Below are 22,716 nucleotides of genomic sequence, written 5' to 3'. Positions count from 1 at the left end.
GCTGAAATCTCAATATTGAAAATTTGTGCTTTTAGAAGAAGGCTGATCGATGAACACAAAATTTACGAAAGTTTTAGCGATGTAAATAAACCTAGCAGCAACTTGGGATATGCCTAAAATATGAACGCTTGTAAACCGATTATTGGGTATATTTGTGGTTTGCTTAACTATATCAAGATAACATTTTAGTTTTGAGCAATTTAAAACTAATAATAATATAAGTATTACATACAAATATCGTATATATTAACTGAATCAATACGATATTAGCGGTTTATCAAAACCGTTTATCTTAAATTAAGAATAATGCAACATACCTATCACATAAACGGAATGAGCTGTAATGGTTGTCGTACTCACGTTGAAGAAACCCTTGCTAAAGTTAAAGGTGTTTCTATGGTAACGGTAAACTTAGAAAAGGCAACGGCTACAATTGAAACAGAAGAAAATATCCCTATAGAAAAATTTCAAGCAGCCTTAGAAAAAGCTTGGGGTAATTATAGTATTCATCATCCTGGCGAACAGCCTAAAAATAAAGATGATAAAAAGAAAAAAACCGCTAAAGGTAAAGGCACGGGTACCTTTTATTGCCCAATGCATTGTGAAGGCGATAAAACGTATGATAAGGCTGGCGATTGCCCTGTTTGCGGTATGGATTTGGTCGAAGAACAAAACCTGTTTACCGCATCATCAGAACAATGGACTTGCCCCATGCATCCAGAAATAATTAAGGATGAGGCAGGCTCGTGTCCCATCTGTGGAATGGATTTAGTGCCCAAACAAGCAAATTTATCTTCAGAAGAAAAAACCTATAAAAGCTTACTAAAGAAATTTTGGTTAGCGATGATATTCACGCTGCCCATCTTTATCATTGCTATGAGCGAAATGCTCGAGAACAATCCATTGTATGACATTATGGAACAGCGATATTGGAACTGGGTACAGTTCGCGTTATCTCTTCCTGTTGTATTTTATGCCGCTTGGATGTTTTTTGAACGGGCTTATAAAAGCATCAAAACCTGGAACCTCAATATGTTTACCCTTATCGGAATTGGCGCAGGGGTGGCATGGGTATTTAGCCTAATAGGATTGTTATTTCCAGCTGTATTCCCTGAACAATTTTTATCGGAATCTGACGCAGTACACGTTTATTTTGAGGCTGCAACCGTCATACTAACACTGGTACTACTAGGCCAGTTACTAGAAGCGCGTGCGCACAGCAAAACCAATTCGGCAGTAAAAGAATTACTCAAATTAGCGCCTAATAAAGCGATTAAAATTGTAAATGAAGAAGAAGTTGAAGTTAGTGTCGATGAAATACAAATAAATGATATTCTAAAGGTGAAACCAGGTGATAAAATTCCTGTCGATGGTATCATTACCGAAGGAGAAACCACTGTTGATGAATCAATGATTACGGGCGAACCTATTCCGGTGAGTAAAACTCAGGAAGATAAAGTAAGCAGCGGTACTATAAACGGGAACCAGTCTTTTTTAATGAGAGCTGAGAAAGTAGGGAACGACACTCTACTTTCGCAAATTATTAAGATGGTAAATGATGCCAGCCGAAGTCGCGCGCCTATTCAAAATTTAGCCGATAAAGTTTCGGGGTACTTTGTACCTATTGTAGTCATCATATCGGTAATTACATTTATGGTCTGGTCTATTTGGGGGCCAGCACCTGCTTATGTTTATGCACTGGTCAATGCAATTGCCGTGCTCATTATCGCTTGTCCCTGCGCTTTAGGTTTGGCCACGCCCATGTCTGTAATGGTTGGTGTGGGTAAAGGTACCCAAAATGGGGTATTGATTAAAAATGCCGAAGCCCTTGAAAAAATGGATCAAGTAAATACTTTGATTGTCGACAAAACGGGTACTATAACCGAAGGAAAGCCAACAGTAGAAAAAATCGGCTCTTTTACCGATGCGTTTAGTGAAAAAGAAGTCTTGCAATACATAGTTGCTTTAAACAGCAATAGTGAACATCCCTTGGCGGAAGCAACGATTAACTACGCAAAAGAACAAAATACTAAACTATTAAAATCTAAAGATTTCAACGCCCTAACTGGCAAAGGGGTTGAAGCTATCATAACGGATAAAAAAGTGGCCCTGGGTAATCCTAAAATGATGGATTATGCTAAAGCAAGCCTTACGGCTGATATGCAAAAAGAAGCCGAAACCTACCAGAAGCAAGGTAAAACGGTTTCCTTTTTAGCCATAGCAAATACCGTTGTGGGTTATGTAGTTATTGGCGATAAGATTAAGAAAACCAGTGCCAAGGCAATTAAAACCCTACAAGAAAAAGGCATTGCTGTTATCATGCTTACAGGCGATAATCACAATACCGCTCAGGCTGTTGCAAAAGAATTAAATTTAGCCGATTTTAACGCCGGTATGTTACCCAAAGATAAACTTCATAAAGTTGAAGAATTACAGAAAAGCGGCAAAGTGGTAGCCATGGCAGGCGATGGTATTAACGATGCTCCAGCCCTAGCCAAAAGTGATGTAGGAATTGCCATGGGAACCGGTACCGATGTCGCCATAGAAAGTGCGATGATTACATTGGTAAAAGGCGATTTACACGGAATTGTAAAAGCAAAAAACTTGAGCCACGCCGTAATGAAAAACATAAAGCAAAATTTATTTTTTGCGCTTGTTTATAACACCTTGGGGGTACCCATAGCTGCTGGTGTTTTATTTCCATTTTTCGGGATATTGCTCTCCCCTATGATCGCTGCATTAGCAATGAGCTTTAGTTCGGTTTCGGTAATCGGCAATGCGCTCCGATTACGTACAAGAAAAATAGAATAAAATGTTAGATGAATCAAAATCTTAAACAAAAGACATAATTCAATCGACAGCCTCACCCAAATCAAAACAAATGTATTATGTTAGCTTAAGCTGAAGAAATTAACAAATTGTTTTTTGGTAATTTCTTGCTTTAAATGAAATAAATATAAATACTTTCTCACTTATGAAAATGAGTAAACTGAATAGAAAGACTATAAAATACGGGTTTTATAGTGGCGTTTTTTATGCCTCAGGTATGGCTTTATTTGATTATTTGGAGTACAAGGACTTTAATTTGTGGAAGTTTATTTTCGGTTTTTTATTTTTCGGTTTTTTATTTTTCGGTTTTTTTACGGGATTACTCATTAGACCATCCTTAAGAAAAAAATTCAGCGAAGAAAAAAGATAGTTTGAAATAGTTTTTTAATTGTAAAGATATAGAGCTAAATTCTCTTAGAATTTAGAAGATTACTTATTTTTTAAACAAGATATTATATAGTTTTTAAGCTTATTCTAACTATTTGTTCCACCTTCACGGCTAATTATGTACAATTCTAATTAAAGCCATAAAATTTCATTATATAACTCAAATACTATTACCCCCTTTACTATGAAGAAATCAGTTTTATTACTTTTTTTAGCACTAACTAGTATAAGCTTTGGTCAGACCAACCTGACAAGAGAATTCGCAAAAATTTTTAACAAGGCCAACAAAGATGAATTAAATCGTATTGCCCATACATTAAACTTTGAACCAAATAAGGAAATAAGGGTTTTTGTTTTTTTCAAAATTAATGAAAAAGGAGAATTTTATGATATAAATGCGCGTAGCGAACACCACAGCATTGAAAAAGAAGTAATTAAGCTTTTTAAAGAATTTACAGCAGATAAAACTACCTACGTTGAAGAAGAGAAAATCGGAAAAAAACTGGCACTACCAGTTGTATTTAAAACAGAAAACGAACGAGCAAGGAAACGTAGACTAAAAAAGGAAAAGAAACTTAAAAGCAAACGCGAAGACTAAAAGTGCATATCTCTTAAAATTTTTTTATGCAAGTTCAATAATCGCTACAAATTTGACAACTAAAAGCTTTTCTCAGCTTTTGAAAATATCGCTTGGGTGGTACTGACTTTAATTACTTGGGCTTGCTATTTGCCGTATCTTGTGTTTAGCGTGAATGTAAGGCTCTCTTAATAAACACTTCAATTCGCATTACTGCATTAAATTTTAAAATAAAAAAACCAGCAAACATCAAGTCTGCTGGTTTAACCTAAAATTTGGGATAACTAGTGATCGATTGAACCCAATACTTTTTTTGCAAATGCATTGGCTGCATCGCGTTCAGATTGGCCATCTGCAATCATCTGTTTAACCTCAATGGCGCCACAAAGATTGGTAATCAATTCACCTATTACATCTAAATCGGTTTCTGTTGCCGAACGATGCTCCGAAAAAGACTCCAATACCTCAATCGTGTGTTCGAGTGCCTCTTCAGAATGATTTTTCTGGAAATGTCTAATTACTGGTAACTTCATCTACTAATGCTTTTAAAGGTTCTAATTTATTGGTCTGTACTTGATTTACAAACTCCCCATCTTTAAAGGTTGCAAATGTGGGTAAATTGTCCACTTTTGCTAACTTTCTAGACTCAGGAAACTTCTCTGCATTTACCAAAATAAACGTAGTATCTTCGTGTTCTTGAGCTAGTTTTTTAAATTTTGGCTTCATCAAACGGCAGTTACCGCACCAGCCAGCCATATATTGTACCACAACGCGATTGTTGCTGTTCACAATCTCTTGTAAATTATCTTGATCTAACTCTTTCATAGCAATTTTTCTTTAATTAGTAATCTTGCATTTTGTAGGCTTTCTAGCTTGTTTTAAATCAATTTGCAAACTATTTCGCCTACAAAATGCAGTGTAAATTTTCTTTTTTCTTAATTAGAAGACAAGTAAGAAGCTACTCCCTTACTGTTAGCCTGCATAGCCTCTTTACCTTCTTCCCAGTTTGCAGGGCAAACCTCACCATTTTTCTGTACGTGGGTATAAGCATCAATCATACGTAAAAATTCAGATACGTTTCTTCCTAATGGCATATCGTTTACTCCCTCATGAAAGATTTTTCCTTCTTCGTCAATAAGGTAAGTTGCACGATAAGTTACGTTATCTCCTTCTACAGTATACGCACCAGTTTCCTCATCGTAATGCTCATTTTCGATATCCAAGATACCTAAACGAGAACTTAAGTTACGGTTTGAATCAGCTAAAATTGGATAGGTTACGCCTTCAATCCCACCATTATCTTTTGGGGTGTTTAACCAAGCAAAATGAACTTCTGCCGTATCACAAGATGCACCAATTACCATTGTATTTTTAGCTTCAAAATCAGCTAAAGCTTCTTGAAAAGCGTGCAACTCAGTTGGGCATACATAAGTGAAATCTTTTGGGTACCAGAATAATAATACTTTCTTATTATTTTTCTTAGCCTCTTCTAAAACATTGATTTTAAAGGTTTCGCCCATTTCATTCATTGCGTTTACCTCTAAGTTGGGGAATTGTTTTCCTACTAATGACATATTTAAAAATTTTAAAGTTATACTTGTTTTACACTCACAAAAATATAGAATAATTAAGGCTAAAACCAAGTTTCGCGCTTGTTCTTTTTTATTACATTATAAGCATATTCTATTTTGCTTATAAAAAATAATAGTTTTTTTTTATTTATGGTGATTTCAAAAGGCTTAAAGCCGATTGAAGGGCCTATATCAAAGCTGTTCAAAACTATAAATAGCCCAATTTTAAGTGGTTTTATTTTACATGTAGGACAGGTTGATTATATTTACCCTATGAAAACACTATTTACGCATATCAAAGGCTTGGTACAAGTAAGAGAAGAGTCATCTACTTGGTTAGCTGGAGAAGCCATGAGCCATTTACCAGTATTAGAAAATGCTTGGTTATTAATTGAAAACGATAAAATAATCGATTATGGCAGCATGCCTAATTTACCCGATAAAACTTGGGACGAGCAAATTGACTTATCTGGAAAATTTGTGTTACCCGCTTGGGTAGACTCCCATACACACTTGATTTATGCTGGCAATCGTGAACAAGAGTTTATAGACCGCATTAAAGGGCTAACCTATGAAGAGATAGCTGCAAAAGGCGGAGGCATTGTTAACAGCGCTAAAAATCTGCAAACAACCTCAGAAAACGAACTTTACCTACAAGCGGCTAATCGTTTAGAACAAGTTATGCAAATGGGTACAGGGGCTATCGAAATCAAATCGGGGTATGGCTTAACGCTGGAAGCGGAATTAAAAATGCTAAGCGTTATAAAAAAACTACGCCAACAATATGATTTACCTATAAAAGCTACCTTTTTGGGTGCCCACGCGGTTCCACCAGAATATAAAAACAACCAAAAAGCCTACGTAGATCATCTGATTAACGAAATGCTACCCGCAGTAGCCGAACAGGGAATAGCCAATTATGTTGATGTTTTCTGTGAGAAGAATTATTTTAGCGTTGCCGAAACCGAACGTATCATAGAAGCCGCACAGCAATATGGCTTACCCGCCAAAATTCACGTAAACCAATTTTATGCTATTGGCGGTATAGCAGCCAGTGTAAAACACAACGCCAGAAGTGTTGATCATTTAGAGGTATTAACCGATACCGATTTAAATGCCTTGCAGCATACGCAAACCATGCCAGTTGCTTTGCCTTCGTGTTCTTTCTTTATCGATATTCCCTACACCCCAGCAAGAAAAATTATAGACGCTGGCCTGCCATTGGCCATTGCAACCGACTACAATCCTGGTACCACGCCCAACGGTAATATGAATTTTTGTTTGTCATTAGCTTGTATTAAGATGAAAATGACGCCCGAAGAAGCTATTAATGCAGCCACCCTCAACGCGGCATACGCTTTAGACTTGTTAGACACCCACGGCAGTATTACACCTGGTAAGCAGGCTAATCTCTTGATTACCGAAAAGATACCCTCATACGGATTTTTACCTTACTCTTTTGGTCAAAACCATATTGAGCAAGTTTATATAAACGGAAAACGCCTTTAATATGAAAAACTTTACTTTTTTTACACCCACTCGCGCTCAAGAACTTACGAAAACCAGAGTTGGAGAAGTTAAAATGGGAGAAAAACTGGCCTTTGTCAATCATTTTGATGATTTAGCCAACCGTCCCGAAGAATTTATTATTTTCGGTATTCCAGAAGATATTGGGGTACGTGCTAACTACGGTAAAGCTGGAACCGCTGCCGCCTGGGAAGCATTTCTAAAGGCTTTTTTAAATATCCAAGTTAATCCTTATAACACCACTAAAAATTGCCTAATTATAGGAGAGATTTTAACCCGTGGCAGTATGCAAGATGCAGATAAAACAAATGATCCAAAAGAGTTGGGCGAAATTGTTAGTTTTAATGATACCACGGTAACTCAAGTAGTGCAAAAGGTAATTGAGGCCAATAAAACGCCAATAGTAATTGGTGGCGGTCATAACAACGCTTACGGTATCATCCGCGGTGTGGCCCTAGGATTAGATCAACCCATTAATGTGCTAAATATAGATGCCCATACCGATTTAAGAAATACCGATTACCGTCATAGCGGAAATGGTTTTAGTTTTGCTAGCAAAGAAGGTTACCTTGATCGGTATGCTATCTTTGGTTTGCATCAAAACTATACACCAGATTATATTTTTGAAGCTATTAAAGCCAACAAACAACAACACTATGTTTGTTACGAAGAGATTATGCATCTTACCGCTCTCGACAAATTGGTGAAATTTAAGAAAACAGCCGACTTTGTTCGCAATCAATTTGGTTTTGAAATCGATTGTGATGCGGTAGCCAATTTTAATAGTAGTGCAGCAACCCCTACAGGTTTTGATATGCGTGAGTTGCGTAGTTTTATCAATTTAGCCAAAAAGCAAAAAACCCATTACTTGCACATTTGCGAAGCCATACCAGATGGGAACGGACAAGTTGGTAAAGCACTAAGCTACCTTGTTTCTGATTTTATACGGGACGAATAAAAACTTTTTATATAAAAAACACCCCCAATTCGCTAAATACGAATTGGGGGGTATTTGTTTTAAAAGCTTTGATTTGCCTAAGCTTATTATTTCTTTATAAATGTTTGGGTAAACCAATCGTCAAGGTTAGCTATTTTGAGATGTACAATACAATGCCAAATGCTCACTAGCAACACGCTTCAAATTATTTAAATTAGCATGAGCAACTTGTTTCACATTTCAATTCATAAAAAGTTATTTTAAAGTATAAAAGCATAAAAAAAGCTGCCTAAGCGGCAGCTTTTATATTGTAAAGCAAATCGATTTTATTCTTGCTTCATCATTAAGTTTTGCAATTTTTGTTGCAATTCTGGATTTTGTTGCAAAGCAGCTCCAATCTGTTGGTAACGCTCGATACTAAGTCCTTTGTCTTGAATGATGCTCATCATATCTTTTTGCAATTGTGGTTGCATTTCTTGCACCTTAGCCACCACTTTTTTGTAGCTCTTCATTTCGGCAGGAGTTGCCTCTACCTCTTGGTTCGGGTTTACCGATGCTTGTTGGATGGCTTGAAAACGTTGCACCTCCATACCTTCTTTCTTCATATAGGCCACCATTTCTTGCTGTAGTTCTCTATTTTCAACCTGCACTGCCTTATAAGCCTCTGCAAATTTTGCCAAATCGGCATCGCTAACTTGAGCTTCTTGAGCAAAAGCATTAGCACTCAACAGCATTACCATAGCAAAAAATACATTTTTAAATCTTCTCATTTCTATTCTTAATTTAGATTAATAAATTTTTTCAATTTTAAGCAAAAAAAATCAACTCGACGAAAAATTTTTACTTTTCTTAGGATTGTTTATGCCTTACTTAACTATTAAACAATTAACAGGCCAAATTTCCTACCTTTTATTAATTTCGCTTAAAGCGGAATGTTACCGTGCTTGCGTTTTGGTCTTAACACTTCTTTGTTCTCAAGCATACTAAAACCTTTGATTAGCTTTCTGCGGGTATCCTTTGGTAAAATTACCTCATCGATGAATCCGCGTTTTGCAGCTTCAAAAGGAGTAGCAAAAAGTTCGGCATATTCGGCTTCTTTTTCGGCCAATTTTGCTTCTTGATCTTCGGCCTCCATAATTTCTTTTCTAAAGATAATTTCACTGGCCCCTTTTGCTCCCATCACGGCAATCTCTGCCCCTGGCCAAGCAAAATTTAAATCGGCACCAATGTGTTTAGAGTTCATTACATCATAAGCTCCGCCATAGGCTTTACGTGTAATCACGGTAACCTTAGGAACCGTTGCTTCGCTTAAGGCGTATAATAATTTGGCTCCGTTTAAAATAATCCCGTTCCATTCTTGATCGGTACCGGGCAAAAATCCAGGTACATCTACTAGTACTAATAAAGGAATATTAAAAGCATCGCAAAAACGGGTGAAACGAGCTGCCTTTTTAGAGGCATCTACATCTAACACTCCAGCTAAGCTCATAGGTTGATTGGCAACTATACCAATACTTTTTCCGCCTAGACGGGCAAATCCTACAATAATATTATCGGCATAATCTTTATGGATTTCAAAGAAAGAATCTTGATCTATAATTCCATTGATTACCGCGTGCATATCGTAGGGTTTATTTGAACTTTCGGGGACAATATCGGCTAAACCTTCGCGCAGTTCATCGCTTAAATTATAAGGTAAATCTGCTGCTTTTTGCTGATTGTTTTGAGGCAAATAGCTGATTAATTTTTTTACGTCTTCTAAGCATTCAATATCGTTTACTGCCGTTCTATGCGTTACTCCCGATTTTGTGGCGTGTGTACTAGCACCGCCCAATTCTTCTGAGGTCACCTCTTCATTGGTAACCGTTTTAACCACATTTGGACCCGTAACAAACATATAACTGGTATCTTGCACCATAAGGGTAAAATCGGTCATCGCAGGAGAATAAACCGCTCCTCCGGCACAGGGTCCCATTATTGCTGATATTTGAGGAATCACACCCGATGATTTTACATTGCGATGAAAAATATCGGCGTAACCGCCTAGCGATTTCACTCCTTCTTGAATTCGCGCTCCACCAGAATCATTAAGTCCAATCATTGGGGCACCAACTTTCACCGCCAAATCCATCACCTTACAAATCTTTTCGGCATGGGTTTCAGACAAAGAGCCACCGAAAACGGTAAAATCTTGTGCAAATACATAAACCAAACGCCCCTCAATAGTACCATAACCAGTTACCACCCCATCGCCATAAAATTTTTGCTTATCCATACCAAACTCGGTTGTTCTATGGGTAACCAAAATTCCTATTTCCTCAAAAGAACCTTCATCAAGTAAATAGTCTATACGTTCTCTAGCGGTAAGTTTCTTTTTTTCGTGTTGTTTAGCGATTCGTTTTTCGCCACCCCCCAAATGGGCTTGTTTTATCTTTTCTTCCAGTATCTTTATATTCTTACTCATAATTCTCTCAAGTCTTTATTTTATGCGCGGTAATCTAAGCTGTTTTTGATCGGTTAAATATTGGCGAAGAGCTACCAAGGCTGCCAATCGCGCTTCTTTTTTGTTGGCTTCTTCTAATAAGCTAGCCGAATAGTATTGTTTCACAAAATGAGTGTCAAAATTCCCTTGACGGAAGGCCTCGTGCTCCATTACAAATTTACCAAAGCTTAAGGTAGTCTCTACGCCAATAACCTTATACCTATCAATAGCCTCAATCATTTTTTGAATAGCTTCTTCTCGGGTTTTTCCGTAAGTAATCAACTTAGACAACATCGGGTCATAATAAATAGGTACCTCCATACCTTCTTCAAAACCATTGTCTACACGAATGCCTTCACCATGTGGCACTTGATAAGTAGATAGCGTTCCTACGCTTGGTAAAAAATCGTCTAACGGATTTTCTGCATAAACGCGCAGCTCCATGGCGTGCCCGTTGATATTTAAATCTTCTTGTTTAAATCGCAAGGCTTTTCCGCGAGCAATATTTATTTGCTCTTCAACCAAGTCTATACCTGTAATCCATTCGGTTACGGGATGCTCCACCTGCAAACGCGTATTCATTTCTAAGAAATAAAAATTACGCTGTTCATCAAATAAAAACTCAACTGTTCCCGCTCCGACGTAATCGCAAGATTTGGCCACTTTAACAGCTGCTTCACCCATTTTTTGACGTAAAGTTTCGTCTAGCACTACCGATGGTGCTTCTTCTACCACTTTTTGGTGCCTTCGTTGAACGCTGCATTCGCGTTCAAATAAATGCACGACATTTCCGTGGCTATCGGCTAAAATTTGAATTTCGATATGCCGCGGTGAAGCAACATACTTTTCAATAAAAACAGCACCGTCTCCAAAAGCCGATTCGGCTTCGCTAATAGCACGGTTCATTTGTTCTTCAACATCGGCTTCCTGCTCTACAACACGCATTCCCTTACCTCCACCACCGGCAGAAGCTTTAATTAAAATAGGAAAGCCAATTTCTTTGGCAATTGCTTTTGCTTTGTCAATATCGGTAATGGCTTCATCTATTCCAGGAACCATAGGTATGTCATAGGCTTTAACCGTTTCTTTTGCAGCCAGTTTACTTCCCATCACCTCTATAGCTTTTGAACCCGGACCAATCCAAGTAATGCCGTTTTCTTCTACGGCTTGTGCAAATTGGGCATTCTCACTTAAAAATCCATATCCAGGATGAATACCATCTACTTTCAGTTTTTTAGCTTCGGCAATGATTACCTCTCCTTTAAGATAAGATTGGTTTGAGGGTGCAGGCCCTAGACAAATGGCTTCATCAGCAAATTTTACGTGCGGTGCATTGCGGTCTGCTTCAGAATATACGGCTACGGTTTTTATACCCATTTTTTGGGCGGTCTTCATAATCCGTAAAGCGATTTCTCCTCGGTTGGCAACTAATATTTTCTTCATAATGATTTTTTTCTATTATAATAAACCACTAGGGCCATTACTCCATTTCAATAAGTAATTGATTTTTTTCTACGGTCTCTCCTTGTTTAATCGCAATGTGCTTAATTTTTGCATCGCGTGGTGCCGTAAGCGCATTTTCCATTTTCATCGCCTCGAGTACCATCAGATAATCACCCTCTTTAACCTCATCGCCTGGCTTTACATTTACTTCGATAATAAGTCCGGGCATTGGGGCTTTAATTTCATTCACCATGGCGCCGGCATTTAACTCTAATCCCATTTCTGAAATTAAACGATCTAAATCGGTTTTTATGGCTACCGTATACGGATTGGCGTTAATGTTTACCTTATAGACTTTATCGATAAAATTTTGCTCGGTAATCGTGGCTTTAAAAGATTTATTCTTCTCTAGACCGTGAAACGAATGATTTGGAAGGTTCTGTAAATCGAATTGACGGATTTCTTCTTCGCTAAAATCAAAATCCCACTGCTCATTTACTTTTACGTGGTACCGCTTACTCATAGTGGTTATATTTACTAAATTTATTGTGCTGTGTAAAGATATAAAATTGACAAAAAGCAAGCGAAGCTTTGCTGAAATAATTGTTTTTTTTGCCTTGCCTGCCGAGTAAATTAAAATAAGGCCAAGAAAAAAATAATTATTTGTATATTCGAAAAAAATAAGACAACTATGATTTCAATTAAAACGACAAAAACTTTTGTTATGGCTTTGGCTTTAGCAGGCGGACTAATAAGTTTCTCTTGTGAAGACCAAGCGAAAAAAGAAAAGGAGACAGCAACAGCTGAACCTACTACAGAGACCAGTAATACAGAGGCTGCTGCCAATAACCAAACCACCAATGCGCAGGACATACCTAGTGGAGATGACCCTAACCCACCGCACGGGCAACCGGGCCACCGATGCGACATTAAAGTAGGTGCGCCACTTAATTCAAAACCTAATCAGATTCAAAACACCGTTACTCCGGTGAACGGAAACCCTGTTGAAGCTGCAACCAATACCAGTAATCTAAAGGTGAATCCCCCACACGGGCAACCAGGTCACCGTTGCGATATTGCAGTTGGGGCTTCTTTAGAATAAAACCAATTACAATTTTTAAAATTAAAAAAACTGCTTGCCCAACAAGCAGTTTTTTTTATACCTATATTTCAAACAGTATAAAATTCATTCATTTCTATACCAAAAACATAGGCAAATATTTAACTTTATAGGCTGACATTAGCTAGTCTTTAAGCTAAGCTACTAATTACAAGGAACTACGCTTTCTATTGTAGCAAAATGGTTAAATGTAGGCTTACCTGAAAAAGACAAACCACTCGCTCCCAACGATAGGTATATTTTAAACCTCCCTAAATCGGTAATGGAGGAGGTACAGATAAACGCCCAAGATTATGCTGTAGGAAAGCGAATCGTAGATTTGCATTTTCCCGATTCGGCCTTTATTAGTATGATCAAAAGGAAAGATAATTTCGTAAGACCTGGAGGCTCTACAATTATTGAAGAGGAAGATATACTGGTGGTGCTCTTAGACCACAAAGACAGTATGCAAGAAGTAAAACGGGTTCTACAAGTAGGCTTTAGTGCGGTTTAGAAAAACCTTTTGGACTTTTAAGGCTATAATTTAAAGCTTGATTTAATTTAAATTCTTTTTCGCTTCCGCGGAAGCGAAAAACCAACTCAATTAAAAATTGTAAAGATTAGTAAACTATTTAATTTAAAAAATAATTACATTTACTTTATCACAAATTGCGCAATACCAAGCGCTAATAACAATTCAAGTTAATTTGCCTAATTGTAAGCACTGTAAACCAGATAAAGCGGCCCAATTTTGTTCTTCTTGCGGCGCCCACTTAAAACCCAAGCGTATCGACGCGGGTTATGTAGTGCAAGAATTAAAAAGCATACTCTATTTAGAATTTGGTATCTTTTATACCATTAAAGAATTAGCATTAAGACCAGGCAAAACCACAAAACGATATCTATGGGGAGAGCGTAAAAGGTTTATCAAACCCATTTTATTTTTAATTGTCTGCTCTTTGGTGTATACCTTGGGGCAGCGGCTCTTTGATTATGAGATATTGACCATTAGCTTTAGCGAAGAAACTAAAAAAAGTCGACCTCTAGCATTTGAACTCTTAAGTTGGTTTACCGACAATTACGGCTACTTAAATGTATGGATGGCTTTATTCATTGCTGCATTTTATCGTTTATTTTTTAGACGCCTTAATTATAATTACTTTGAGATCTTTGTGTTTCTTTGCTATATTCTAGGGCTATTTATGTTGTTTTATTTTGTCTTAGGCTTAGTAGAAAACCTTATTGGCCTTCCCTTTCTTCAAATTGGTTTGCCGCTAAGTTGGATTTACCTAATGTGGGCGGTCAAACAGTTTTATCTAGACAATAGAAAACGTGTCTATATAAAAGCATTTTTAGGCTATAGCTTAGGAACATTTACCAGCCTTTTGTTATTTGTAGCAATAAGCATGGGATTAGATTTCTTATTGGGTAACTAAGCAAACAAAATTTAAACTAGCGATCTCAAGATAACTTTTAAATAATTCTATGAAAACCGACTATTATTACGACCAGGAGTTTACACGAATCGATTGTTTAGCGCCAGGCGAATATGAGCAATGCCGTTTTGAACATTGCGATTTTTTTGAAAAAGACCTTTCTAAAATGCAATTCATAGACTGCCATTTTGAACACTGTAACTTTAGTATGGCGAGACTAAACAAGACCTTGTTTCGTGAAGCATTTTTCAAGCATTGTAAAATGCTCGGACTTCAATTTAATACCTGTGAACCTTTTGGCTTAGCGGTTAGATTTGCTCATTGTCAACTAGGCCATAGTTCGTTTTATCAAAGCAAGCTCAGGCAAACTATTTTTGACCACTGCAACTTATCGGCTGTTGATTTTATTGAAGCCGACCTGACTCAAGCTGTTTTTTCACACTGCGATTTGAGTCAGGCGCGATTTGAGCGCAGCCAATTAACTCAAGCTGATTTTAGAACGGCTCAGCACTATCAAATAAACCCTAATTTAAATACCCTAAAAAAAGCTAAATTCTCATTAGATGGAGTTGCAGGCTTATTAGCCGAATGGGATATTGTATTAGAATCTTAACCTTAGTATACTTAACACCCTTCACGGTAGAAAAGGTTAGTACAGCTATTCTGAAAAACTAAGCCGCTAACCTTTCATAATATCAACAGGCTTCACAGCAAAAAGAAAGGCTTGTTTTTAACAAAATTCCATGTATATTCATCGGCTGAAATGTAAAATATCAGTCTTAAATACATGAGCTACGGAGCAGGCCACATTATGGATATGATAAGTAGGATGAAACAAAACCGTAATCTTCGTCCTAGTAATCGCAGTAAATTCAAAGAAAACAACCGGCAATCGATCAATTCTACTGCAGATGGACAAGAAAAACCATTTTTTAAAAAAATAGCCCCCGACAAACTAAAACAGATTAATGCACAAATTCAATTTGAAGCTAAACGCCAACGTAAAAAAGAACGCTTGATTTATGGTGTTTTCTATATTTGTTTTGCTTTGGCGTTAATACGACTATTAGTTTGGTTGCATTAAAAGCAAGTTTTTTTTGATTGTCTTGTTTACTACACTTTTTGTCTTTCGAGTTTGTTCTTTAAGGAATGTTTTCAATTAGCGTGGCGTTCTTAGAAATCTTGCATAGCGCTTAAAATAAATCAATCACTGTAATTAAAAACACCTACTAGCGCGCGATTGCATCGTGTTCTCCAGTTTCCATTTCCATCAATGGCCCAAATCTTCAATTCATCATTCAAGGATAAAGTTAAAACTCCCAAATAAAAATCTACTGAAGCACGAAACTTATAATTACGGCTCATATTTTGAAAATAGTAATTTTTTTATGAACCTGCTAATGGATAGAAAGCCACAGGCTGCAAAAACAACGGGTTGTAATCCTGCGGAGCCGTAGCCACGAACGAGACGCTCGCGCCAACGAAGAATTACACTTCAATTTCATTTATTTTTAATACCTTAGGCTTAAGATAGTTCACTAAACACTTATAATTTCTATTAGTGACTAACTATTGCCCCCTACAGTAACTTTTAAATTATCCTAAAAGCCTTCCTCAATGGCAGAAAAAGTAAAAACTTACCAAAATGTGAATGCTCAGTCTGAAGAACTGAGTTTTGGTATTTCTAAAATGCAAGCCATTTATGCCAAACGCCAAGGTAAAATCGACAAGCCCCATCGGCATAATTTTTTTACCGTACTCTTGTTTAAAAACGCAAAGGGCAAACACAAAATAGATTTTAACACCTATACCCTGGGCAAACAACAAATCTATTTTGTTGCCCCAGGCCAGGTACATCAGGTTATCGAGGAAAAAGCCTCCACCGGCTATTCAATGGTGTTTTCATACCAGTTTTTGATAGAGAATGCTATTCCGCTTAGCTTCATTGAGCGATTAAATCTTTTTCAAAACTATGGCGATACTCCTCCCTTAAAAACAACAACGCAACAATTCGAAAGGATAATAAACTATGCCGAGCAGATTTTTGATAGCTTTCATCAAAACACCCCCTATAAATTTATGGCTATTGGGGCGCTGCTCAAACTGCTCTTTATTGCCTGCAACAATAGCTGTACGTTAGATAGAGAAGCTACTGATGCTGAACAAGCGGGAGAAAACCTCATTAGGGCGTTTAAAAAAAGTGTTGAGCAAAATTATAAAAGCCAACACACCACCGCATTTTATGCCGAAGCGCTTCACATTACCCCAGATCATTTAAATCGTACATTAAAAGTAAAAATGGGGAAAACGGCTAAAGATTACCTCACCACCCGATTGATTACCGAAGCTAAACGCCTACTCTATTTTAGCGATTTGTCAAATAAAGAAATTGCTTACCACCTAGGTTTCAATCAGCCGGGTAATTTTAGTGCCTTTTTTAAAAACTACACTAAAGTTTCGCCAAGCGGCTTTAGAAAAACAATTCTTCAAAACTAGAGCTACACTTATAAAACAATATGCTATGTCAAATATTAACTTAATCATACCCGAACGTGCTGCTAATATCGGTAATTTTTTAGTCGGTAGACTATTGCCTTTCCGACAAAAGCGTATGCTGGGTCCATTTATTTTTATTGATCACATGGGACCGGTGCAACTCAATAAGCGCGAGCATTTTGATGTTTTGCCGCATCCGCATATCGGGCTCTCTACCCTAACCTATTTATTTGAAGGCAGCATTATGCATCGTGATTCTATTGGTAGCGCCGTAGAAATTAAACCAGGTCCTGTAAATTGGATGACCGCCGGTAAAGGGGTGGTACATTCTGAACGTACACCAGATTACCTACGCAAGACTAATCAAGAATTGCATGGTTTGCAAATTTGGGTGGCTTTACCCAAAGAAAAGGAGTTAATCGAACCCAGTTTTACGCATATTAATGAAGACGAGTTGCCTACTTGGCAAGATAAAAACATCCATTACAAATTAATCGCAGGCGAAGCTTTTGGTAAGCAATCACCAGTACCCGTGCATAGTAAACTCTATATGTTAGAACTTAAATGCTCTACTACCCAAGAAGTTGCACTAGGCGATCAGCTTTACGGAGAAGTGGGTTTATATATACTACAAGGCGGCATTAAAATTGAAAACCAACATTTTGGAGAAAAGCAATTGCTTATCGCTAAAGATACGAAGCTCTGCTCGTTCACTATGGAAGTTGATTCTGTGGTTTACCTATTTGGTGGTGAAGCTTTTCTTGAAGAACGTTATATCGATTGGAATTTTGTTTCAAGCAGTAAATCCCGTATTGAGAAGGCTATAAAAAAGTGGAAAGCACAAGATTTCCCTAAAATTGAGGGCGAAACAGAATTTGTACCCTACCCAGATAAAAAATTGTTTTCTTAAAGCAGCCTACCTTTAGCGACTCTTATCGGCAAAAGGCTTTCAATTTTCTTAGCAACAAAGCATTGCATTATTATTGGCAATCCTTTTTTTTTTGGGTACTAGTTGGTAGTTATAATCACAACCTAAAGCAGGCAAAATGCCAAATGTCGGATTTTAATACGTTTCGCCCCAGTTTTCATATGGTACAAGCGGTAAAATCTTATCATCTTTGTAGCGCAAAACAACAGTAGTGGTTTTAAGCAGCTACCAACATGTACTTTAAAAGGAGTTTTTTTTCGCTTAAAGCGGATTAAATCGGCAAAAAGCATTAACATCACTACAAAAAAAGAAAAGCCGTGCAGTATATTATTCACACATCAGCGTCTAGAGGCCAGGCCTATCACGGTTGGTTAAAATCAAGACACAGTTTTAGTTTTGCCCACTATTTTAATCCCGAAAGGATGCACTTTGGTGTACTACGCGTTTTAAACGATGATCAAATAGCGGGAGGTATGGGTTTTGGTACGCATCCGCATGATAATATGGAGATTATAACTATCCCCTTAAAGGGAGATTTAGAGCATCAAGACAGCATGGGTAACGTTGCGGTAATCAAAGAGGGAGAAGTGCAGGTGTTGAGCGCTGGTACAGGCATCACGCATTCAGAAAAAAACAAAAACCAAGACCAAGAAGTTCATTTACTTCAAATTTGGCTATTTCCTAGACAACAAAATGTAAAACCGCGTTACGATCAAATTTCGGTAAAAGATATAGCAGTCAAAGATGAATTTTATCAAATTCTTTCTCCAAATAAAGAAGATCAAGGCGTATGGATTCATCAAGATGCATGGTTTCATATGGGCGATTTTAGTCGGGGAATAGAAAAGGAGTATTTGCTTAAACAAAAAGAAAACGGCGTGTATGTTTTTGTATTAGAAGGTAACCTTGAAGTAGAGGGACAGCAATTGAACCGTCGAGACGGAATGGGTATTTGGGAAACCGACAGCCTACGGGTTAAAGCACTAAGCGAAGCACGGGTACTTTTAATGGAAGTCCCTATGCAATTGGCATAAAAACAAAGACTAAGTTTTCGCATAAAATCTAAACATAAAAAAAAATAAGCATTAGCTGGTTAAGGGCTTTTAAAGGTCAACTGCATTGGTTTACTCAGCCTTCCTATGCTTAATTATTTACAAAAATTTAAACAATTTATAAATCCTAAAAAACAAAACAAGATGAAGGAAAAAACAATTTGGAAAATCGATCCTGCACACGCAGAAGTAGCTTTTAAGGTAAAGCACATGATGATTTCAACGGTGAAAGGAAATTTTGACGATTTTGAAGCGCAAGTGGCCACCGAAAACGATGACTTTAAACAAGCCGACTTCCGTTTTTCGGCTAAAACGGCTTCGATTAATACCAAGAATGAAGATCGGGACACACATTTAAAATCGGATGACTTCTTTAATGCCGAGCAATATCCCGAACTTACCTTTACTTCTAAATCTTTTGACGGTCAAACTTTAGTAGGCGATTTAAGCATTAGAGACGTGACCAAGGAAGTTCAATTAGACGTTGATTTTAACGGCGTGGCGGTTGATCCCTACGGTCAAACCAAGGCGGGTTTTGAGATTAGAGGTAAAATAAACCGCAAAGATTTTAATTTAACTTGGAGTGCCCTTACCGAAGCAGGAAATATGGTAGTATCAGACCAAGTGAAGCTGGTAATTGATGCTCAATTCATCAAACAAGGTGCTTAATAATCATTATTAATAATAGAATCCTTTAAGCAACAAGCAGTGTTATCGCTGCTTGTTGTTTTTAGAATAAGATGAAAAAAAGATATTAAATTGCGCTCAAATTTTAGAAAACTAACAAACTATTTTTGTGTGGAAGCCCTTTACTGGAAACACGAGAATAATTGAAGTATAAACAGGAAAACACTGTGATATCGAATGAGAAGTATAATCAAAGAAAAGATATCAAGTTGAAAATCAAATAACATGGTCAAAGGTAGCTTTATCAATTCACGAAAAAAACCTATTCTTATTACTCCACCTACTAAAGATATAAATAAAGCTAATTTAGAATCTCATACTTCGAAAGGTTAATATAGGGTATACTTTGTACGGTAACGGTCCGCGTGTATGTGTCAGGAGCGGATTTTGAAGCCGGAACTTTCAACTTGCGCTGACGTTAGCAAAACCATTTTTTGTTTGCTAATTTACATTTTTCCAGCAAATAAAAAATGGTTTTGCGACATAGAAAACCGAAAATTCAATTTAGCACTTAACCCGCTCTTGCACATACACGATGTTGTGTGCCGTTTTTATTTTTCAATTTCTTGTTTGACAATTTCAATCCAATTTCTTTCTTCATCGGGATTTAATTCTATTTCGGGTTTAATTCCAATCATTTCAAAATCAGAATCATCGTAGAAAATCATTTTCTTTTGTGTCAAACTAATCCAAGCTGGTAAATTTGGAATGTCTAATCGTCTCCATTCTCCATAAGAAACAAATCCACCCGTATTTTCTCCAAAAGTTTTTACTTTTCCACTTTGTTTTGCTGTTAAAATAAACCCTTCTGTTGAACTTGCATCCCAGCGATTTTGTATTATATAAACTTTTTTTGGGTTTGGTAATAGTGAATCAATTTTTGAAGTTCTTTTATGAAAAGGTTCAAATTTTCCAATATATTTTCGCAATTCTTCAATTTCGTTGTCGGCATTTATACTGTCTTGTTTTGTTTTTACATCATATAAATATCGTTCATTATAATAATCTTGAAAATTGTCTTTACTTACCCAAATGGATGAAGCTGCAATTGGATTTTGGTAGATTTTTTTATCCATAATGAACGGAAGTAGCGGATAATAACTTAAATCACTTCCTCCGCCATTATTGCGAACATCAATAATTAGATTATTTTTTGAAAGAATATTTTCACGGTTATTAATCAAAATCGAATCAATATTTTTTTTGTTTTCGAAATCAAATGTATTGATTCTCAAATAATTTGTTTGATAACTTAATTCTTCAAAATATGTTGAATCGGGAATTTTATATTGGTTTGATGTTTTTGTTTTTGAATTGTCTCTATAAAAAATCAAACTTCTTCCTAATTTTAAAACGTCATCATTATATTCTACTTTATAAGAAGAAGGTTTCTGCCCGAAACTCCAATAAGCAGCATATAACTCGTTTTTATAATTTTTATAAATTTCGATTTTCAAATCTCCCTTATTGCCTAAAAACTGATTGTTATTCCGCATTGGGTTTAATAAAACGCCTATAAATTTTCTTCCGTTTTGGCTATTTTTCTGAATTTGAACAGAGTAGGTTCCTTCTTTATAATGCCAGTTTCCTAAAATGCCTTTTGGTGTAATTTTCTTGATTGGAAAATTGTCCACGTTTTCATTTATGAATTTTTTTACATTAATACTGTCATTGAAAGATTTAAATGGATAATAGTCATTCGTCAAATAAAGTTTTTGATGAGCATCTCTCAAAAACGACAGATAATATTGAATGACACCTAAGCATTCTTTTTGAGTTTTGATTTGTTTCGCAATTACTTGAACGTGTTTTTTGTGTTTGTAATAGTCAGAAAAACGGTTATATTCAATTACTTGATTTGCAAAAGAGGCAGAGTTTTCTTCAATTTGCTTTGCTACAAAATCTATATTTTCCGAACAATTACATTGGTTTTGAGAAAATGTTTTTTGAGCAAAAATAACTGTCAATAGTAATACTAAAATTTTTGATTTCATACTTTCAAGAATATTCTATACTCCAAAGACAACCTTTGTCTCTATTTTGTTACATCTTTTTGGAGTCTTTTTTTTCTAAAATGGCACACAACGGTTTATATCAACCCAAATATACACTTTTAAAACAATTTCTTTATTGGTTAAAGTGTAACTAAGTTATTGAGGAGTGAATGTGTTAGAGTCAGATTTAACCAGTCGAGTTGACTCGGTTTAAAAGGCAAGAAGAACGCGATGCAATCGCGCAGCAGCGGGGATAGCAATAAAGCATTCAATACGCAAAGAGGTGCAATTTATAAGCTTTTTGGGTATCCTAAGTCTACCGCTAAGAAAAGAAATGTTCCTAATCATCTCTAAAAGAGCAGCACAGCAATAGATTAATCCCCATAGTACCAACCGACAAACAGCCGGGTTAGTCAACACGGCGTTCATGTTAGGCCGTACCGGCCACACGAAGGCTTAGTTATTGGGTGTAGTTATTCAATATCCGTGTACATTTTTGTCGGAAGTTTTATTATTATATCATTATTCTTTTTCATAAATTTATTTAGATTATAGTAAAAAGGTTTATATTTTTTTATAAATTTTTGGTCTTCTGAAGAACGGTTTGGGAGTTGTTCTTTATCTTTTTTTTCAATTAAACTTGTCCATTCGTAGCATTTTGAAATCATTTGTCCGTATTCGTACCAAATTAGTTCAGTTTTTAGTAAGTCTTTATTTAAAGAGATTGAAATTAAATCAAAGATTTGAATTAGATTATAAATTTCTCCATTCCCACAGCCACCATCGGTAAACATATCTTCTACAAATTCAGTTTGTCCATTTAGAAATTTGAACTCATTTTTTTTACTAGTGATGGGATTATTAGCTTGAAACAATTTAATAAATGTTTCTATTTGTTCTTTCCCTATATGTTTTCTTAGATATTCTATTATTTTAAATGTATTGTCAAGCTTTCTTTGTTGATTATTATTTCTAAGCTTTTAATTGTAATAAACGCACCAACAATAGCTAGTAATGCTAAAGTCCAATTCCTAATTTCTGCAATTTCGTTTAATTCCAATAATTTTATGTGTATTATACTGAAATAGGTTGACCTTTTTTATGGTCTTTTTTGGTTGATTAACTATTACTTTTAGATAGTAAGCTCAGATAAATTTACATTATTTTTTCGATAGGATTTGTATTTGATCTTTGGATTTTTGTGGACTTCAGCTGGCTTTCTTAAATCTAGGCTAAAATGTGTTCTTAGGTTATTGTAAATATACACTGCT

General features: G+C 36.3%; 23 protein-coding genes. 13 read left to right on the top strand and 10 right to left on the bottom strand.

Annotated elements, in window-relative coordinates; translation table 11 throughout:
- Nucleotides 1-306: 306 nt before the first annotated feature.
- Together FT993_RS09825 and FT993_RS09815 are read left to right on the top strand one after the other, a co-directional pair.
- A complete protein-coding gene (locus tag FT993_RS09825; RefSeq protein ID WP_147862378.1) occupies nucleotides 307-2,811 on the top strand; it encodes a heavy metal translocating P-type ATPase in 2,505 nt (834 codons plus the stop codon).
- Nucleotides 2,812-3,400: 589 nt separating this feature from the next.
- Nucleotides 3,401-3,814 carry a hypothetical protein gene (locus FT993_RS09815; protein ID WP_147862377.1) on the top strand — a complete coding sequence of 138 codons (414 nt, stop codon included), beginning with the start codon at nucleotides 3,401-3,403 and terminating at the stop codon, nucleotides 3,812-3,814.
- Nucleotides 3,815-4,077: 263 nt separating this feature from the next.
- Here FT993_RS09815 and FT993_RS09810 read toward each other — a convergent pair whose 3' ends face one another.
- From FT993_RS09810 to FT993_RS09800, 3 genes are all read right to left on the bottom strand, one after another.
- Nucleotides 4,078-4,326, bottom strand: a complete 249-nt coding sequence (locus FT993_RS09810) for a hypothetical protein (RefSeq protein ID WP_147862376.1) — start codon at nucleotides 4,324-4,326, stop codon at nucleotides 4,078-4,080.
- Nucleotides 4,307-4,618: a co-chaperone YbbN gene (locus FT993_RS09805; protein ID WP_147862375.1), complete on the bottom strand. Its 312-nt coding sequence runs from the start codon at nucleotides 4,616-4,618 to the stop codon at nucleotides 4,307-4,309. Before FT993_RS09805 ends, FT993_RS09810 begins: the two co-directional genes overlap by 20 nt.
- A 110-nt stretch (nucleotides 4,619-4,728) precedes the next feature.
- Nucleotides 4,729-5,367, bottom strand: coding sequence for a peroxiredoxin (locus FT993_RS09800; RefSeq protein WP_147862374.1), 639 nt, complete (start codon nucleotides 5,365-5,367; stop codon nucleotides 4,729-4,731).
- A gap of 270 nt (nucleotides 5,368-5,637) precedes the next feature.
- Here FT993_RS09800 and hutI point away from each other — a divergent pair, with 270 nt between their 5' ends.
- Nucleotides 5,638-6,873, top strand: coding sequence for an imidazolonepropionase (hutI, locus tag FT993_RS09795; RefSeq protein ID WP_147862373.1), 1,236 nt, complete (start codon nucleotides 5,638-5,640; stop codon nucleotides 6,871-6,873).
- Between the two features lies 1 nt (nucleotide 6,874).
- Entirely contained in the window at nucleotides 6,875-7,849 is a 975-nt protein-coding gene (locus FT993_RS09790) for a formimidoylglutamase (protein ID WP_147862372.1), read from the top strand.
- A 305-nt stretch (nucleotides 7,850-8,154) separates the two neighbouring features.
- Here FT993_RS09790 and FT993_RS09785 read toward each other — a convergent pair whose 3' ends face one another.
- From FT993_RS09785 to FT993_RS09770, 4 genes are all read right to left on the bottom strand, one after another.
- Nucleotides 8,155-8,598, bottom strand: coding sequence for a DUF4168 domain-containing protein (locus tag FT993_RS09785; RefSeq protein WP_255504465.1), 444 nt, complete (start codon nucleotides 8,596-8,598; stop codon nucleotides 8,155-8,157).
- A 152-nt stretch (nucleotides 8,599-8,750) separates the two neighbouring features.
- On the bottom strand, nucleotides 8,751-10,292 hold the full coding sequence (locus FT993_RS09780; RefSeq protein WP_147862371.1) for an acyl-CoA carboxylase subunit beta: 1,542 nt from the start codon (nucleotides 10,290-10,292) through the stop codon (nucleotides 8,751-8,753).
- Nucleotides 10,293-10,307: 15 nt separating this feature from the next.
- On the bottom strand, nucleotides 10,308-11,753 hold the full coding sequence (gene accC, locus FT993_RS09775) for an acetyl-CoA carboxylase biotin carboxylase subunit (protein WP_147862370.1): 1,446 nt from the start codon (nucleotides 11,751-11,753) through the stop codon (nucleotides 10,308-10,310).
- Nucleotides 11,754-11,790: 37 nt separating this feature from the next.
- Nucleotides 11,791-12,276, bottom strand: coding sequence for an acetyl-CoA carboxylase biotin carboxyl carrier protein subunit (locus FT993_RS09770; RefSeq protein ID WP_147862369.1), 486 nt, complete (start codon nucleotides 12,274-12,276; stop codon nucleotides 11,791-11,793).
- Between the two features lie 168 nt (nucleotides 12,277-12,444).
- On the opposite strand from FT993_RS09770, the gene FT993_RS09765 reads away from it, so the two are divergent.
- The 5 genes from FT993_RS09765 to FT993_RS09745 all read left to right on the top strand — a co-directional run bounded on the left by FT993_RS09765 (nucleotide 12,445) and on the right by FT993_RS09745 (nucleotide 15,372).
- Nucleotides 12,445-12,855 carry a hypothetical protein gene (locus tag FT993_RS09765; protein WP_147862368.1) on the top strand — a complete coding sequence of 137 codons (411 nt, stop codon included), beginning with the start codon at nucleotides 12,445-12,447 and terminating at the stop codon, nucleotides 12,853-12,855.
- Nucleotides 12,856-13,135: 280 nt separating this feature from the next.
- Entirely contained in the window at nucleotides 13,136-13,366 is a 231-nt protein-coding gene (locus tag FT993_RS09760; RefSeq protein WP_222708310.1) for a TrkA C-terminal domain-containing protein, read from the top strand.
- Between the two features lie 193 nt (nucleotides 13,367-13,559).
- Complete coding sequence (locus FT993_RS09755; RefSeq protein WP_187240800.1) at nucleotides 13,560-14,288, top strand: DUF3667 domain-containing protein; 729 nt, start codon at nucleotides 13,560-13,562, stop codon at nucleotides 14,286-14,288.
- 49 nt (nucleotides 14,289-14,337) lie between these two features.
- Entirely contained in the window at nucleotides 14,338-14,901 is a 564-nt protein-coding gene (locus FT993_RS09750) for a pentapeptide repeat-containing protein (protein ID WP_147862365.1), read from the top strand.
- Nucleotides 14,902-15,075: 174 nt separating this feature from the next.
- Nucleotides 15,076-15,372 (top strand): hypothetical protein, encoded by a 297-nt coding sequence (locus FT993_RS09745; RefSeq protein ID WP_147862364.1) that lies wholly within the window; start codon nucleotides 15,076-15,078, stop codon nucleotides 15,370-15,372.
- A gap of 119 nt (nucleotides 15,373-15,491) precedes the next feature.
- Here the strand turns inward: FT993_RS09745 and FT993_RS12350 are convergent, their stop codons facing one another.
- Nucleotides 15,492-15,653 carry a hypothetical protein gene (locus FT993_RS12350; protein WP_187240799.1) on the bottom strand — a complete coding sequence of 54 codons (162 nt, stop codon included), beginning with the start codon at nucleotides 15,651-15,653 and terminating at the stop codon, nucleotides 15,492-15,494.
- Nucleotides 15,654-15,905: 252 nt separating this feature from the next.
- Between FT993_RS12350 and FT993_RS09740 the strand changes: the two genes are divergently transcribed.
- The 4 genes from FT993_RS09740 to FT993_RS09725 all read left to right on the top strand — a co-directional run bounded on the left by FT993_RS09740 (nucleotide 15,906) and on the right by FT993_RS09725 (nucleotide 19,433).
- A complete protein-coding gene (locus FT993_RS09740) occupies nucleotides 15,906-16,784 on the top strand; it encodes an AraC family transcriptional regulator (RefSeq protein WP_147862363.1) in 879 nt (292 codons plus the stop codon).
- A gap of 25 nt (nucleotides 16,785-16,809) precedes the next feature.
- On the top strand, nucleotides 16,810-17,694 hold the full coding sequence (locus FT993_RS09735) for a pirin family protein (RefSeq protein ID WP_147862362.1): 885 nt from the start codon (nucleotides 16,810-16,812) through the stop codon (nucleotides 17,692-17,694).
- A gap of 335 nt (nucleotides 17,695-18,029) precedes the next feature.
- On the top strand, nucleotides 18,030-18,746 hold the full coding sequence (locus FT993_RS09730; protein WP_147862361.1) for a pirin family protein: 717 nt from the start codon (nucleotides 18,030-18,032) through the stop codon (nucleotides 18,744-18,746).
- A 162-nt stretch (nucleotides 18,747-18,908) separates the two neighbouring features.
- Complete coding sequence (locus tag FT993_RS09725) at nucleotides 18,909-19,433, top strand: YceI family protein (RefSeq protein ID WP_147862360.1); 525 nt, start codon at nucleotides 18,909-18,911, stop codon at nucleotides 19,431-19,433.
- A 569-nt stretch (nucleotides 19,434-20,002) separates the two neighbouring features.
- On the opposite strand, the gene FT993_RS09720 is transcribed toward FT993_RS09725, so the two are convergent.
- Nucleotides 20,003-21,445, bottom strand: coding sequence for a S41 family peptidase (locus tag FT993_RS09720; protein WP_147862359.1), 1,443 nt, complete (start codon nucleotides 21,443-21,445; stop codon nucleotides 20,003-20,005).
- Between the two features lie 473 nt (nucleotides 21,446-21,918).
- Complete coding sequence (locus FT993_RS09715) at nucleotides 21,919-22,320, bottom strand: hypothetical protein (protein WP_147862358.1); 402 nt, start codon at nucleotides 22,318-22,320, stop codon at nucleotides 21,919-21,921.
- Nucleotides 22,321-22,716 lie beyond the last annotated feature (396 nt).

It is taken from the genome of Mesonia sp. HuA40, assembly GCF_008017835.1.
Taxonomy (GTDB): domain Bacteria; phylum Bacteroidota; class Bacteroidia; order Flavobacteriales; family Flavobacteriaceae; genus Mesonia.
This window is presented reverse-complemented; position numbering and strand designations above follow the sequence as displayed.